12 protein-coding genes are annotated in these 16,954 nt (G+C 32.9%); 8 read left to right on the forward strand and 4 right to left on the reverse strand.

Annotated features, from left to right (window positions below; genetic code table 11):
- Positions 1-80 precede the first annotated feature (80 nt).
- A complete protein-coding gene (locus tag AC6CH4_RS00120; RefSeq protein ID WP_498099095.1) occupies positions 81-1,499 on the reverse strand; it encodes an APC family permease in 1,419 nt (472 codons plus the stop codon).
- Positions 1,500-1,826: 327 nt separating this feature from the next.
- Between AC6CH4_RS00120 and AC6CH4_RS00125 the strand changes: the two genes are divergently transcribed.
- The 6 genes from AC6CH4_RS00125 to AC6CH4_RS00150 all read left to right on the forward strand — a co-directional run bounded on the left by AC6CH4_RS00125 (position 1,827) and on the right by AC6CH4_RS00150 (position 6,102).
- Positions 1,827-2,054, forward strand: coding sequence for a hypothetical protein (locus AC6CH4_RS00125; RefSeq protein WP_498099097.1), 228 nt, complete (start codon positions 1,827-1,829; stop codon positions 2,052-2,054).
- Positions 2,055-2,103: 49 nt separating this feature from the next.
- On the forward strand, positions 2,104-2,496 hold the full coding sequence (locus tag AC6CH4_RS00130; RefSeq protein WP_498099099.1) for a DUF5958 family protein: 393 nt from the start codon (positions 2,104-2,106) through the stop codon (positions 2,494-2,496).
- A 358-nt stretch (positions 2,497-2,854) separates the two neighbouring features.
- Entirely contained in the window at positions 2,855-3,193 is a 339-nt protein-coding gene (locus AC6CH4_RS00135) for a hypothetical protein (protein WP_498099101.1), read from the forward strand.
- An 82-nt stretch (positions 3,194-3,275) separates the two neighbouring features.
- Positions 3,276-3,800, forward strand: a complete 525-nt coding sequence (locus AC6CH4_RS00140) for a hypothetical protein (protein ID WP_498099103.1) — start codon at positions 3,276-3,278, stop codon at positions 3,798-3,800.
- 492 nt (positions 3,801-4,292) lie between these two features.
- Positions 4,293-5,717: a sensor histidine kinase gene (locus AC6CH4_RS00145; RefSeq protein WP_498099105.1), complete on the forward strand. Its 1,425-nt coding sequence runs from the start codon at positions 4,293-4,295 to the stop codon at positions 5,715-5,717.
- Entirely contained in the window at positions 5,707-6,102 is a 396-nt protein-coding gene (locus tag AC6CH4_RS00150; protein WP_498099107.1) for a response regulator, read from the forward strand. The genes AC6CH4_RS00145 and AC6CH4_RS00150 overlap by 11 nt, the downstream gene beginning before the upstream one ends.
- Here the strand turns inward: AC6CH4_RS00150 and AC6CH4_RS00155 are convergent.
- From AC6CH4_RS00155 to AC6CH4_RS00165, 3 genes are all read right to left on the reverse strand, one after another.
- A complete protein-coding gene (locus AC6CH4_RS00155; RefSeq protein WP_498099109.1) occupies positions 6,099-7,241 on the reverse strand; it encodes a C40 family peptidase in 1,143 nt (380 codons plus the stop codon). The genes AC6CH4_RS00150 and AC6CH4_RS00155 overlap by 4 nt on opposite strands.
- A gap of 350 nt (positions 7,242-7,591) precedes the next feature.
- Positions 7,592-9,856 carry an aconitate hydratase gene (locus AC6CH4_RS00160; protein ID WP_498099111.1) on the reverse strand — a complete coding sequence of 755 codons (2,265 nt, stop codon included), beginning with the start codon at positions 9,854-9,856 and terminating at the stop codon, positions 7,592-7,594.
- A 122-nt stretch (positions 9,857-9,978) separates the two neighbouring features.
- Positions 9,979-12,750 (reverse strand): bifunctional aconitate hydratase 2/2-methylisocitrate dehydratase, encoded by a 2,772-nt coding sequence (locus AC6CH4_RS00165; RefSeq protein ID WP_498099113.1) that lies wholly within the window; start codon positions 12,748-12,750, stop codon positions 9,979-9,981.
- A 433-nt stretch (positions 12,751-13,183) separates the two neighbouring features.
- Here AC6CH4_RS00165 and AC6CH4_RS00170 point away from each other — a divergent pair, with 433 nt between their 5' ends.
- Together AC6CH4_RS00170 and xrtN are read left to right on the forward strand one after the other, a co-directional pair.
- Positions 13,184-15,682, forward strand: coding sequence for an XrtN-dependent VIT domain-containing protein (locus AC6CH4_RS00170; RefSeq protein ID WP_498099115.1), 2,499 nt, complete (start codon positions 13,184-13,186; stop codon positions 15,680-15,682).
- Positions 15,683-16,912 carry an exosortase N gene (gene xrtN / locus AC6CH4_RS00175; RefSeq protein WP_498099117.1) on the forward strand — a complete coding sequence of 410 codons (1,230 nt, stop codon included), beginning with the start codon at positions 15,683-15,685 and terminating at the stop codon, positions 16,910-16,912.
- Positions 16,913-16,954: the final 42 nt, after the last annotated feature.

The following is a 16,954-nucleotide window of genomic DNA, read 5'->3' on the forward strand; positions in this document are numbered from 1 at the left end:
TAATAACAAGACGCTTTCTATAATTTATTTTCAAAGTTAATCTAACTTGAAACTTTTCAAACTTGAAACCTGAAACAACTTTACTCCTCCTTCGGTTTTGTTAGGTAATAAACCGGAATTCCTGCTAACATAATCAACACTCCCCAACCACAAGTTGAGAATTTAGTCCATAACAATGAAATAGAAACTGCCGATGCAATAATGATATACAACATTGGTAAAAATGGATATCCGAAAGCTTTGTACGGTCTTTCTGCATCTGGCATTTTTTTACGTAAAATAAAGATTCCATAAATTGTCAGAATATAGAAAATCAATACGATGATGATTACAAAGTCTAATAAATCTCCGTATTTTCCTGTCAGACATAAAGCCGAAGCCCAGATACATTGCGCCCATAAAGCCCATGCAGGAACGCTAGATTCGTTTAACACAGCTGCTTTTTTGAAGAACAAACCATCTTTAGCCATTGTATAATATACTCTCGCTCCGGCCATAATTAATCCGTTGTTGCAGGCAAAAGTCGAAATCATGATCATAATCGCTATAATCAATGTTCCGATATTTCCAAAGATATATTGCGAGGCCACAACCGCTACTCTATCTGATTTTGCTGTTGCAATTTCATCAAGTGGAATAACAGCCAAATACATCAAATTCGTTAAAACATAAATTATCGTCACAATAAAAGTTCCTAAAAACAAACTGAAACCCACATTACGCTTTGGATTTTTAATCTCTCCCGCAATAAAAGTTACTCCGTTCCAGGCATCACTTGAAAATAAGGATCCCACCATCGCAGCCGAAATTCCGGTAATCAAAGCTGTTCCACTAATTGGAAGCCATGACCCAGTTTCAGCATTATAGGAACGTGTTGTCCAGGCATCTGCCCAGTTCGCATCCCAAACTGAAGCTTTTGCAGCAAGCGTTAATCCGAAAACGATTAAACCTAATAATGATAAAATTTTGATAATCGTTAAAACGGTTTGCAGAATTTTTCCGTTTTTTACTCCACGGCTATTAATATACGTTAATAAAATAATCGTAAATATCGATACTAATTGTGCTGCATTGAGTTTAAAAGAACCCAATTCGAATAATATATTTTCGTCGCTTAACGGTTCATAAATATAAGCAGCAAATTTTGAGAAAGCCACACCAACGGCGGCGATTGTTCCGGTTTGAATTACAGCAAAAAAGCTCCAGCCGTACAAAAAGGCAATTAGTTTATTGTAAGCTTCTTTCAGGTAAACGTATTGTCCTCCAGCTTTTGGAAACATTGCGCTTAGCTCGCCATAACTCACGGCGGCAATAATAGTAATTAATCCGGAGATAAGCCAAATTAGCGTCAGCCAGCCCGCAGATCCTACTTGTCTGGCGATATCGGCACTTACTATAAATATCCCGGATCCAATCATAGAACCCACGACAAGCATGGTTCCGTCTAGTAATCCGAGTTCTCTTTTAAAATGTTCCTGGTCTTGTTCGTTTTCTTGCATTTTATTGGTTTTGGGTTGGTTAAAGATATACTTTTTTTGGAAATCTCGTAATTTCAAATTCCAAATTTTGAAAATTCCAAATTCCAATTAAAAACAAGAACCTTTACTATAATAATTTGGGCATGTCCCGCCGAAAAAGGCGGGTCGGGCTTTCGGCTATATCTTTTACTTTGCTTCGCTGGTAAAAGGATACCACCTCTATCCCTCATGCGGATTCAGGTTTTATGAGGCGATATTGTTAATTCAAATTGATATTTTATATAAAATTATTACATTTCCGATAAGTTACACGTAATCAACAAAATAATCCTCAACATTGATTCAAACATGGAAGAATATAAAAACACGAATGGTGATTCGGGAGTTCAATCTTATGAAATAGGTTCAGATTTTATTATTGTCCAATTTATAAACGATGGAAGTTACTTATACAATTATCAAATTCCCGGTTTATCACACGTGGAGCGAATGAAAAAATTAGCAATTAAAGGACAGGGATTAAGTACTTACATTAGTACAACTATTAAAAAGAGATATGCTAAGAAAATAGATTAGTTTTTACATAAATTATACCCAAATTCAAGCATTTACACTTTTATCAAATATGAATCAACCAGAAGAATTAATTAACAAAATTGCGCAGGACAAGATTGATTTTAAAATTGGTCTTCAACAATTATTACAATATGAATTTGAGGAACTTTTTGTGAGTCTAAATAATTATATAATCAATTCTATTCCAAATAAAACAGATTATAATACAGAAGCTTATCAAAATGCTTTAGCAACAATTCCCTTAAAACCAACTTATACTCCCATTGTAATTTTAAAAACCTATCCAACTAAAATTGCATTTAATAAACTTCCTCTCCTTCCCAAAAGTGAAAATATAAAAACAATAACAGCATTACTCTGGATTTTTAAAATAACAGATACTGAAAGAAGAAATACGGAATGCAAAAATGGCTGCGGGCATTTTTGGCATGAGCTTTATTAAAATACCAAAAAAAACTTTAAAAAATCAACCAATTAATTGAAAGGCGGCTATTTTGTAACACAAGGCATCATTAAAACTAATCAAAGAAATAAACTTTCGATTGATGAGAATAATTTCGACGGTATCGGTAGCGGATTCAAAAGAATAGAATAAACAAAATCTAGTTGACACAAAACTGCAAATTTAAAAATTTGCAGTTTTTTTTATATTCAAAAGTTACTTAAACAAAAGGTTAAATCAACTTCAAAATAAAATTTTAACAGTTTACGTCTTCCCGTAAGATTATACAATTTCAACTATTTATATTTGAAAATCAAAAAAACATAAAAAACTTAACCAACCAAAAACCAACCACATTATGGAAACCACCAATGTAGAATCGCAAGACGTTTCAAGTCATCATTACAGTTATGCGGCAAATTTACTTTTAAACGAAAACAAATCGGCTTACGAAACTAAAGCCCGACTTGTGGAACAAGGATTAAGCAATGATATTGCAGGCCTGATAGTAGAAAACGTAGAAATTGAAATACAAGAAGCAAAACACGAAAAAGCCAGAAAAGATATGGTTTATGGTGCATTGTGGTTTTGTGGCGGCACCATTTTAACTTTGGCTGATATTGGCTTCATCTTTTGGGGTGCTATTTTATTTGGTGGAATTCAGTTTTTTAAAGGACTGATCAATGTTAATTCATAGAATTCAACAAATCTAAAGCTCAGTCAAAATAAGCCGAAATAGACGTTAAAAGTAGTAGGCAATCAATTTTAATTCAGCAATTATGATAGTTTGGTCAGGAAGAGGATTTCTCTCACTTCTAATTTTATTTATCGCCATTTTTTTATTCATCCCTATTTTACCAGAAACCTATATAACCCAAAGTTTTGTTATTCCGCTTTATATTGCTGCAATTTTCAGCTATATTTTCGGAATTAAATGGAATCAAACTTTAAAGGTTTTTATTGATAAAGAGACTGGTAAGGAAATCAATTTTAAAAGTAATCATGGTCTGTTTTGGATTAATATGGAATATTGGGGAATCATATTTCCTTTATTTGCTCTTATTATGTTAGCTCAAACTTTAGACAAACAAGGACCTGAACTTTATCTGAATATCTTTTTGATTCTGATAGGAATTGCATGTTTAGTATATTTTAGCATTACACTTTTTAAGATTAAAAATTCGACAATTTCGAATTCTCAATTTCAAAAAAATGATGCAGAGCGCAAATTAAGTTTTGTTAAAGAAGAAATTATAACCAATAAATTTGACAACGAAGATACCAGCCAATATTTGCCAAAATAATTAAAAAAGTATAGCTATAAAACGTTACTTATTTTATTATCTAAACAACTTCACATTTCACAAAAGATCGTTCTTTTATAAACAGAACGATCTTTTTTTGCTTTTACTTCTATCAATTTCATATATTCAATAGTTAAACAAAATAGAATGCTTTTTAGTATTCTGTTTTGTTTACATTGCTCTTGGCTCAGTATTCCAATTATCATATTTTTAAAAATTCAATAAAAACAAAAACAATAAATACCTTATTTTTAGCTAATTAAAAATAATAAATTTAAAGAAAAAAGAAAATTCGCACTATTTAATCAAAATCAATTCTTTTTTATTAAATTTGAAAGAGATGTAAAAAGTTATAAATCGCGCATATTTCATTAACAATTGTTTATTTTTTTTCATAATAATGAACCCCAATCAATTATTACAAAATAAATAATTTTCGAAATGTTCATCAGAATCCAGTAAACCGAATTACTAACCAATAAACACGAAACTATGCTTAAATTCCATTTTTTTAAGAAATTATGCTTCGCGAATGTTTTCATTCTTTTATTGATTGTATTTATTTCCTGTGCTCTATTAATATGCATCAATTTTTTCACGATCAAAACCTTATCTGCAAACAGAGCTTATGTAAATGGAGAATCGCATTATTCTAAAGGTCAAAAAGACGCTTCAAGGCATCTGATAACGTATCTCTACACCAAAGATATAAATCAGTGGAAATTATATTTAGAAGAATTAAAAGTTCCACAAGGAGATGGAATTGCGAGAATAACACTTTTAAAAGTAGGAGACAATGAAGTGGCAAGAAAAGGATTTCTTGTAGGACGGAATCATGAGGATGATTTAGACGATCTTGTTTGGCTATTTGAAAATTTTAAAGAAGTTTCATTTTTAAAAAAAGCAATTCATGAATGGGAACAAGGTGACAAATTAATTTTTCAGTTATTTATTATCGGACAACAAATTAATGCCAAAATTAAAAAGAACATATTGACTTCTGATAATCGCGAACAATTCCTAAAAGACATAAGTGTAATTAGCGATAAATTGACTATTAATGAACGTAATTTTTCGAATACATTAGGCGAAGGAACACGCAAAATAAAAAGCTTACTCATTATAACGAATATCTTTTTCATCTTAATCATTGTCTGTAGTGTTTGCTTGTATTATTCCATAATGGTAAAACGTCTTATTGTTTCTAAAAAGGAAATCGAAGCCAAAAATGAGAACTTAATGCTTGTTAATCACGAACTTGATCGCTTTGTTTATAGTGCATCGCATGATTTACGATCTCCTATTACTTCATTAAAAGGACTTATAGAAATAACACAACTGGAAGATGATCCAAATCAAATTAAAAGGTATCTAAATTTAATGCATCAAAGTCTTGCCAAACAAGATAGCTTTATTAATGACATTATCGATTATTCTAAAAATAAACGGAAAGAGGTAGTTATGGAAGCCGTAAGCCTACAAGAATTATTTGACGAGGCTATTTCACAGCTCATGCATATTGAAAATGCAAACCAAATTACGTTCACTAAAGAATTATTAGTAGATAAAATCCAGAGTGACAACTTACGATTAAAAATTATCATTTCTAATTTAATCTCAAATGCTATAAAATATGCTGATAGTAACAAACAAGAAATGCAGATTTCAATTAAAACCTATTTCATAGATGGTTTTAATAAAATTGAAGTGACTGATAACGGAATTGGCATTCGTGATGAATACAAAGACAATATCTTTCAAATGTATTTTGGAACAAACAAAAACAAAGGATCGGGATTAGGTCTTTATATAGTCAAGGAGGCAGTAGAAAATATTAAAGGAAACATCTCAGTAAGTTCACAAAGTAATATTGGAAGTAAATTCATAGTAACAATCCCATACGCGTATGCCAGTTAAAAATGTATTCCTATTAATTGAAGATAATCTTATAGATCAGCTTGTGATCAAACAGTTACTTAAAAAAGTACTTTGCATAGACGAAGTGCATATAACCAACAATGGCAAAGAAGGCATTGAGTGGCTTCAGGCTAATGGCAAACTTTACCCATCAATTATTATTATTCTCGATGTACAAATGCCTGTTATGAATGGTTTTGAATTTTTGAATGCTTACGCCAAACTAGATAGCGAACTAAAGAAAGATAATCAAATCTATGTACTTTCATCGACGTTAGATTGTGATGAAATTAAAGAAATTAGTGAAAGTATGTATGTTACCGATTTTCTAGGCAAACCTTTCCCTATTGAAGAATTTAGAAATAAAATTTATCTGAATACCTAAATCTTTTCTAAAACGCGGTTTACTTGCGAAAAAGCTCTTTCATAGTATGGTTCTTTAGTTGAGGAAATCATAACACCACCATGAGTTGAAGAGTGAACAAATTTAATTTCTCCATCGACCGCTTCAATTACCATCCCTACATGATTAATTTGTCGTCTTCCGTTTGTTCTAAAGAAAATTAAATCACCTTTTTGTGCCTCATCTGAATTAATTTTTACACCAATTCGTGACTGCTCAATAGAACTTCTTGGCAATCTAATATCAAAATTACTAAAAGTACAAATCATTAAACCAGAGCAATCAAAACCAGCTTTTGTAGTTCCGCCAGACCGATATCTGACCCCAATATTTTCAGTAGCATTCATCACCAACTGATTTACTAAATCCGAATGATTACTAACTCTTATGATTGTTGAAGAATCTTTTTTGATTTCCGAATTCTCGGCGATCTGAACATTTTGATTAGGGGTTGACAAAGAATCTTTTACTACAGTATTTATTGGTTGAGCTAATGCCTGAGCAGCATCTGCCTTTTCTTTTGAAGTACGAATTTTTAAAACATATCCAACAGGTAATTTTCCTTTAATAAATGGATTTTGTTTCTCTAATTCTGCAACTGTTAACCCGTATCTTTTTGCAATGGCATATTTTGTTTCTTTGGGCTGAACCTCAACTACAACTTCAACATCGGTTACAATTTTAAGATCATCAATTGGTTTTTCTGCGACTGCTATGGAATTAGAAGGAATATTTATTTGTTGACCTATTTTCAATCCTTCTGTTTCTAATGAAGGGTTTGCTTTTTTTAAATCGTCAACCGAGACATTGTATTTTTTTGATATTCCCCAGAGTGTTTCTTTGGCCTGAACTTCATGTAAACCCGGAGTTGTATTTGCAACAGTTTCCTGAAGTTTAATTTCATAAGCCTGGTTGTTATTGGGTATTAATAAAATTGAATTTAATTTTAAAATTTTAGGAGCATTTGGATTTGCCTCTGAAATATCCTTGGCTTTTACTCCATATTTTTTAGCAATTACAGTTAGATTTTCTCCTTTTGAGATTTTATGCTTGATATATTTCTCCTGAGAAAAAGCACCAACACTAAAAAAAAACAATACTATTATTAATCTAAAAACCATTTTTATTCTATTTAATCTTCGTTCTCTTAAGCTTAGTCTTCTTATTTCAAACTTAAAAAAACGAATTTTGTTTTGGGGGTAGGCGAATTTAACTTTTTAAAGTAAAAAAAGCACATTTTTTAACAACTAATTTCAATTAAATAGTCAAATTAAAAACCAACTCAACAACAACACGATGTTTTACAAGTAGTTACAGAATTCAATTTAAAACTTGAATACCCCTGCTCGGCAAGAACGAACATTCTTTTGTTTCACTGCTGGAGATAAGAAATAGACTTAGATAACAGGATTAACTCCAAATAAAAAACGCCCTGTTTCACAGGGCGTTTGATATAATTGAATTTTAAAAATTAAGCTTTTCCAGCAGCAATTAAGTTTAATGCTGAACCGGCAACGAACCAGCCAATCTGACCTGCGTTGTAAGTATGGTTTGCCAGAATAATATCTTTTGTACCATCTGCATGAACAAACTCTAATGTTAATGGTTTTCCTGGAGCAAACTCAGTTAAATCAGTAAAATTAATAGTGTCATTCTCCTGAATTTTATCGTAATCAGCTTCCTTTGCAAAAGTCAACCCTAAAAGACCTTGTTTTTTAAGGTTTGTTTCGTGGATACGGGCAAAAGATTTCACTAATACCGCTTTAACTCCTAAGAAACGAGGTTCCATAGCAGCATGCTCACGAGATGAACCTTCACCATAGTTATGATCTCCCACAACTATAGATGGAACTCCAGCCGCTTTGTATGCACGGGCTACAGCAGGAACCGCATCGTAACTACCCGTTAATTGATTTTTAACAGAGTTTGTTTTTTGATTGAATGCATTTACAGCACCAATTAACATGTTGTTAGAAATATTATCTAAATGTCCGCGGAAACGCAACCACGGTCCAGCCATAGAAATGTGGTCTGTAGTACATTTTCCGAATGCCTTGATTAGCAATTTAGCACCTGTTATATTTTTACCATCCCAAGCATCAAAAGGAGCTAATAATTGTAAGCGCTCAGATGTTGGACTAACAACAACCTGAACTCCTGACCCATCTTCAGCCGGAACCTGGAAACCAGGATCTTTAACATCGAATCCTTTTGGAGGCAATTCGTCTCCTGTTGGAGCCTCAAGCCTTACTTCTTCTCCATCTTCGTTGATCAAAGTATCTGTTAAGGGATTGAACCCTAAATCACCTGCAATTGCCATAGCGGTTACCAATTCCGGAGAACCTACGAAGGCTAAAGTATTCGGATTACCATCTGCACGTTTTGAGAAGTTACGGTTAAAAGAGTGAACAATGGTGTTTCTTTCTTCTTTCTCTGCTCCATCTCTGTCCCACATACCAATACATGGTCCGCAGGCATTAGCAAAAACAGTAGCACCAATTTTTTCGAAAGTATCTATAAAACCGTCTCTTTCAATTGTATAACGAACAACCTCTGAACCTGGAGTAATTGTAAACTGAGATTTAGTTTTTAAATTTTTAGCGCTTACTTGTCTGGCTAAAGAAGCTGCACGAGAAATATCTTCATAAGAAGAGTTGGTACAAGAACCTATTAAACCTACCTGAATTTGTAATGGCCAGTTATTTTTGATTGCTTCTTCTTTCATTTTAGAAATTGGAGTAGCTAAATCTGGTGTAAAAGGTCCGTTTAAGTGTGGTTCTAATTCAGTTAAGTTGATTTCGATAACCTGATCAAAATATTGTTCCGGGTTAGCGTACACTTCAGGATCTCCTGTTAAATAAGAAGCTACTTTGTCTGCAGCATCAGCAACATCAGCTCTGTTTGTAGAACGCAGGTAACGCCCCATAGAAGCATCATAACCAAAAGTTGAAGTTGTAGCTCCAATTTCAGCCCCCATGTTGCAAATAGTTCCTTTACCAGTACAAGACATAGAAGTTGCACCTTCACCAAAATATTCAACGATTGCACCCGTACCCCCTTTTACAGTAAGAATACCAGCAACTTTAAGGATAACATCTTTAGGAGCTGTCCATCCTGATAATTTACCAGTTAATTTTACTCCAATTAATTTAGGGAATTTAAGTTCCCAAGCCATACCTGACATAACGTCTACGGCATCGGCCCCACCAACACCAATAGCGACCATTCCTAAACCACCTGCATTTACAGTGTGTGAATCAGTACCAATCATCATTCCGCCTGGAAATGCATAATTTTCAAGTACCACCTGATGGATAATTCCAGCTCCTGGCTTCCAGAAACCAATTCCATATTTATTAGAAACTGACGATAAGAAATCGAAAACTTCGTTACTTTGCGTTTTTGCACGGGCCAAATCGGTTGCAGCATCTACTTTTGCCTGAATCAGGTGATCACAGTGAACTGTGGTCGGAACAGCAACTGTTTTCTTTCCAGCGTGCATAAATTGTAATAATGCCATTTGAGCAGTTGCATCCTGACACGCTACACGATCCGGTGCAAAATCAACATAATCAACTCCTCTTCCAAAAGCCTTCGTTGGATTTCCATCCCAAAGGTGATTGTACAAAATTTTCTCCGTTAAAGTAAGTGGACGACCAACAATCTCGCGTGCTTTGTCAACACGGCCTGGCATGTTCTCATACACTTTTTTAATCATTTCAATATCAAAAGCCATAAGTATAATTGTTTTTGTTTTTTTTATTTTTGAACATGACAAGTTACAAATAATTGATCAGCCAGAAAAGAAAAAGCCCGAGAATAACTCGGGCTTTTGCATATAATTAACTAATCTTACGATTACATAACCAATAATTTATGAGAAGGTGCAAATCTGGTCAAATTGATACCATCTACTGCAGCTGTATACTCCTCCAAAGTAGGAGTTCTACCGAGGATTGTAGACAAAACTACAACCGGTGTAGAAGAAAGCAATGACTCTCCTTTTTTACCTTCGGTATCTTCTACAACTCTTCCTTGGAAAAGACGAGTAGAAGTTGCCATTACGGTATCTCCTTTTGCAGCTTTTTCCTGGTTCCCCATACAAAGATTACATCCTGGACGCTCTAAATACAACATTTTCTCGTATTCAGTACGTGCAGCACCTTTAGGAGCATTATCGTCGAATTCGAAACCTGAGTATTTCTGTAAAACTTCCCAGTCACCTTCAGCTTTAAGTTCATCCACAATGTTATATGTTGGCGGCGCCACTACAAGCGGCGCTTTAAACTCAACCTTCCCGTGCAGATTTTCTATATTTTTAAGCATTTGAGCAAGGATTTTCATATCTCCTTTGTGAACCATACATGATCCAATAAATCCAAGATCTACTTTTTTCACTCCTCCATAAAAAGATAAAGGTCTGATTGTATCGTGTGTATATCTTTTTGAAACATCAACATTATTTACATCCGGATCAGCAATCATTGGTTCAATAATCTGATCAAGATCTACAACAACTTCAGCATAATATTTAGCATTTGAGTCTGGAGTTAAAGCCGGTTTCTCAGCTGATTTAATCTCCGAAATTCTCTTATCTGCTTTATTAATCAACCCCTGAAGAACTTGTTTATGATTATCCATTCCTTTGTCGATCATAATCTGGATTCTGCCTTTTGCAATCTCTAGCGACTCAATCAAAGTATCATCCTCAGAAATACAAATAGAAGCTTTTGCTTTCATTTCTGCAGTCCAGTCTGTAAAAGTAAATGCCTGGTCAGCCGTAAGAGTTCCAAGATGAACCTCAATAATTCGACCTTGAAATACGTTCTCACCACCAAACTTCTTAAGCATTTGAGATTGTGTAGCATGAACCACATCACGGAAGTCCATATAATCTCTCATTTCCCCTACAAACGTCACCTTAACTGATTCCGGAATTGGCATTGAAGCTTCACCAGTAGCAAGTGCAAGAGCAACTGTTCCTGAGTCAGCACCAAAAGCAACACCTTTAGACATTCTTGTGTGAGAGTCACCACCAATAATGATAGCCCACTCGTCTATTGTAATATCATTTAGAACTTTGTGAATAACATCGGTCATCGAGTGATAAACGCCTTTCGGGTCACGAGCCGTGATTAAACCAAAATCGTTCATAAATTTCATCAATTTTGGAATATTAGCCTGAGCTTTTTTGTCCCATACCGATGCTGTATGACAACCAGATTGGTATGCACCGTCAACGATTGGTGAAATTACCGTAGCAGCCATAGATTCCAATTCCTGAGCAGTCATAAGACCAGTCGTATCTTGTGAGCCTACGATATTAACTTCTACACGAACATCAGAACCCGCGTGTAATACTTTACCCGGAGTTATACCAACAGCATTTCTGTTAAAGATTTTTTCTACTGCTGTAAGACCTTGTCCTTCAATAGAAATCTCTTTTGATGGAGCAAATACAAGAGGAGCTTCGATGTCTAAAACTTTTGCCGCGAATGTCTGAAGCTTTTTACCAAATACAATTGCGTATGATCCGCCAGCTTTTATAAATTCCATTTTCTGAGGCGTGAATGCCTTAGAAATATCAATAAGCTCTTGGTCGCCGTTATAAAGTTTCTTTGTTTTTGTATTTATTGTAAGTACAGTTCCGGTAGCAACAGAATATGCTTCTTCCAGAATTGGCTCATTGTTTTCATTACGAATAACATTACCATCTGCATCTAATTTTTTTACCCAGTTTTTAAGATCCAAACCAATACCACCTGTAACATCTACAGTTGTTAGGAAAATTGGAGAAATACCATTTGTTCCTGCAACAATTGGGGCAATATTGATAAATGGAACATATGGACTTGCTTTTTTACCTGTCCAAAGCGCCACGTTATTTACTCCTGACATTCTTGATGACCCCACACCCATTGTACCTTTTTCAGCAATCAACATAACGCTTGCGTCAGGATGTTTTGCTTGTAATGCCTGGATTTCTTCTTGTGCCTGAGGAGTAATCATACATTTACCATGAAGTTCACGGTCAGAACGGGAGTGAGCCTGATTACCCGGAGATAATAAATCTGTCGAAATATCACCTTCACCAGCAATAAAAGTAACTACTTTAATTTCTTCAACAACTTCTGGCAGTGTAGTAAAAAATTCTGCTTTGGCATAACTTTCAAGAATTTCTCTTGCGATTGCGTTATCGTTTTTAAACGCCTCCTTTAAACGATCAGTGTCTGCCTCATAAAGGTACACTTGTGTCTTAAGAACGTTTGCTGCTTCTTTTGCAATAGCAAAAATATTACCAAGCGCTAAGTCCAACAATACTTCAATAGAAGGTCCACCTTTCATGTGTGATAATAACTCAAAAGCAAAAGCAGGAGTTATTTCTTTTACCTCAAATTGACCAAGAATAATTTCTTTTAAAAATTTAGCTTTAAGACCAGCTGCACTAGTAGTACCAGGTACAACATTATAAATAAAAAAGTTTAGAGAATCTTCTCTGTACTCGTTATTCAAATCTTTAATTTGTTCAATGATGTCACTTAATAATTCAGCACCATCAATTGGTTTTGGATGAAGTCCCTGAACTTTTCGTTCTTCAATCTCTTTAATGTAATCCTTATAAATGTTCATAAATAGAAGTATTTCTTGGTATTTTTATTTTTTGTTCGCAAATTTAGCTATTAAAGCCGAGAATTAAAAAAAATATAATAGAACTCGCCTTTTCAAAAATTATTATTGCTAAAAAACGATTTTGACCGCTTGTTTTTGTTAATTTATCAATTTTGTATTAAAAAAATGAATTATTGGTATTTTAAGATCTTTTCTTTAACAAAGTCGAAATTTGTTGTTATAAACGAAGTGAGATTTTACCTCGTTTTTAAGTAAGAATCTTTCTAAATAGAGAATTATAACGTTATAGTTGCGTTTTTTCCTTCTTTTCAAATACAAATTCCTCAAACTAGAAATCACTTAAAAACTGTTTTAAAAAAAAAGAAATAAAAAACTTCTAATTCAAATTCTTTTATAACTTTGTAATTCAAAGTACTTTTAAATAAATACAACTATGAAATACAAAACAGAAATTTTAGAATATTATGCTCAAAAACCAGGGGTCTTAATTAGCTTAATTGTCACACTCTTTAGTACTATATTCCTGATCAGTTCTCTGGTAAGTAGAGAATTCCATTTTCACGACTATGAATCTATTGCTATACCAAGTTTGGTATTTGAGTTTGTCTACGGAACCGTTCTTTCTTTTTTAATCTTAAGAGATAAAAAAACCTATATTCATCTAACTTCATTTTTAATATTGAATTGGTTTATTGGATGTTTCAGTCTTAATACTTTAATTCCGATTTTTCAGGATTTGCCTGTTTGGGTTTATATAGTAACTTTTGCATTTTGCATATCAAACTTTTTCATATATAGCAACTCAGAAGGAAACTCTAATACTTTCTACTACTTTTTCATTAATGGTTTTTCCTTTACCATAATTCTCTACTTCACAATTTACCTCATTCCCGTTATGCCATATTCTTTTATCGGAATTATTGCATTGGGATTAGGGTTTTATGGGCTGGTTCCCGCCTTAGTTATCACTATCCATACACTTACTGTTCTTCGTTATTTAACACGAAATCGAATTTATTTTATTTCTTTCAGTGCCGGATTTTCAACTGTAATAATCAGCTTAATAGTTTTTACAATCGGATTAAGTATCGAAAGCAATAAAATAGCAAAAACTGCAATGGTCAAATCTTTTAACCACAATGATGATTTACCAAATTACATAGCTGTTTCACAAAACCTAAAGCCTAATTTTTTCAACGAAATACTATTAAAGAAGGATATTGTTTACGTTGGTCCGGATGATTTCTTTTCATTTGACAATTTTAATTCTTTTAGCAATCAACAATTCAACGAAAGAAAAACACATAACCCTTTTATTAGTATTGCTTATTTATTTTGCAAAGATCCTGGTCTGAGCAACGATGATAAAATAAACATCCTGAAATCGAATTTCGATAAACGATTAGAAACCGAGGAACAATTATGGAGTGGCGACGATTTATTTACCAAAAGCATTAAAGAAGATGTGAAAATTTATCCGGAAACACGTTTGGCTTATACTGAAATTACAATGAAAATTGCCTGCGATCAGGAATCCTGGAGAAACAACAAGGAGGCTATTTATTCGTTTCAATTACCGGAAGGTTCTGTTGCAACATCATTATCATTATGGGTAAACGGAATTGAAAGAAAAGGAGTTTTGACTACGAAAGAAAAAGCCAAGGCTGCATACAATCAAATTGTTGGTGTAGAATACCGCGACCCCTCTTTAATGCAGTGGAAAGAGGGAAATAAAGTTGTTGTCAGGGTTTTTCCCATTAATTATAAAACTCCACGCACCTTTAAATGTGGTTTTACAACCCCTTTAAAAGTTGAAGATAATGAAATGAAATATCAAAGTCTTTCTATAAAAGGACCGAATATTTCAAATGCTGAAACAATTTCAAGAATTCAAATAGTGGGAAATAGTAAAATTGAAACCAGTAAAGACTTTGAACTCAAAAATGGTTTTTATATAAATGAATCAAAAGGACTGGATGATTGGCAAGCAAATATGTCTTTAAATAAAGTACTTTCTAACTCATTTGCATGGAAAAACAAAGTGTATGAAATTAAAGAAATTCAGAAAACAATTATTCCATTTACACCTTCTGAAATTATTTTGGATTTAAATACCAATTGGACTACCAAACAAATTGAGTCATTTGTAAACGGGAATAAAAAAAACATTTACGTTTTTGTAAATGGTCAAAAAACAGCAATTAATAAAGAGAATTTCAAAGCGATTCAGCTAGATTTTGAAGACTTCCATTATTCTTTATTGCCTCTATATAAATTAGCCCAAAACAGTTTGATCATTACAAAATCCGGAACATTTTCAGCCAATTTTGAAGAATTGGAAGACTCAAATTATCTAAAGAAAATTAAAACTCAAACGAAACAACGAAACATCAAGGTTATTAATATCTCTGCAGATATTAATCCGTTTTGGCAGACTGTCAAAGAGCAAAAATATGTCGATTACTTTCAGACAAGTTTGAAGAATAGCTTAAAAATGATTGAACAACATCAATTTATACAATTTAAAACCGATAAAAACCTGGTAAATATTGAACCTGCCAATATATCTATTCAGGAAAAACCACAGGACAGCATTTCAAAAAGCAATGGTCCAAATCATATTTACAGAATGTATGCCTTTGGAAAAGTTCTGGAAGAACAGGTAAAAATTCACAATGATACTTTGGCAAGTAATCAATATGTTGAATTAGCAAAAGATGCTAATATAGTAACTCCAATTTCTTCATTAATCGTTCTGGAAACTGATGAAGATTACAAAAAGAATGGTATCGATAAAAATGTCAACACATTAGGAAATGCTTCCATAAACAACGATGGTTCAGTTCCTGAGCCTCATGAATGGTTATTAATTATTATCGGAATTTCTACATTATATTTCTATTACAGAAAGAACAAAAAACAAATTATCTAAATGAATCACTTATTGTCCTATAAAAAAGCAATCGGCCTCTTTACTGTTTTCTGTCTTTTAATCATTAATTATAAGATTGTAATAACAGGACTTGACAGTAATTTATTCGGAATTATATTTTCAATTGCCTTATTTTTTATTGGGGGAAGAAAAACGACTTCAAATCTAAACTTCCCTCTTTTTACAATGATTTTTATATTAGAATTTGTAAGCTACCGCCTTCATACCAAATCTGTACATTTTTTAGCATTAGCTTTATTTGTTTGTCTTATCTATTACAACATAACTCAAAAATTTTCATTCATTGCATTTATATGCATTCTTTTGTTTTCTTCGTTGTTCAGCACTTTTTTCGAATATCTGACAACCGAAATAAAACAATCTCTTTGTTATTATGTCTATCTGACATTGAAGAACTTTATACCAATAAATAAAATTGAAGGTGTTAATTTTTATATTAATAATGCCAAAATCACTATCGATACCGCTTGTATGGGTTTGTCAATGTTTAAAACCGGCTTGCTTTCGGGAGCACTTTTATTGACATCGGAAGAGAAGAAACACCGAAAATATTTTAATATTATACAAATTCTTCTTTTTTGCTGTGTCTTAATTGTCCTGAACATTATTTCAAATTATTTTAGAATTATCACGTTGGTTTTATTTAATTGTACCGAAGAAAATGTACTACATCATACTATTGGAATACTCTGTTTTGTTTTCTATCAAATTATACCAATGCTTTTTTTGATCCGATTCTTTAAACCGAAAAAAGAAGAAATTAAAATAACGAAGAATCTTTATCCTGTCCTTTTTACATTAATTGGCACTTTAATAGTATTCGGAACCAGCTTTGAAATTAAAAAAGAACAACATTACAATTTACTTGAAAATCTAAATCCGGAATATCAAAATCAAAAGGGAGTTTGGGTAAATAAAGAAGTATTTAAAATTGTCACACCAGACAAACTAATTTATATTAAAACTTCTAATCACAACCCGTTAGTTTGCTGGACAGGCGCCGGATATAAAATAATTGAATCAAAAGAAGTTAAAAAAGGAAATGAAAAATTTTGGCAGGTTAAAATAGAGAAAGATCAAATCCTATATTACTCTTATTGGTGGTACGAATGCAATGGTAAAAAATACACCTCACTTATTGAAGTCCTTTTAATAAAACTATTCGACAACAAACCTGTACGCCTAATTAATGAGACAAGTAAAGCTTAAAACAAGAAAGCCTGACAAATAATTTTGTCAGGCTTTCTATAA

The sequence above is a fragment of the Flavobacterium sp. GQ95 genome, from assembly GCF_059758655.1.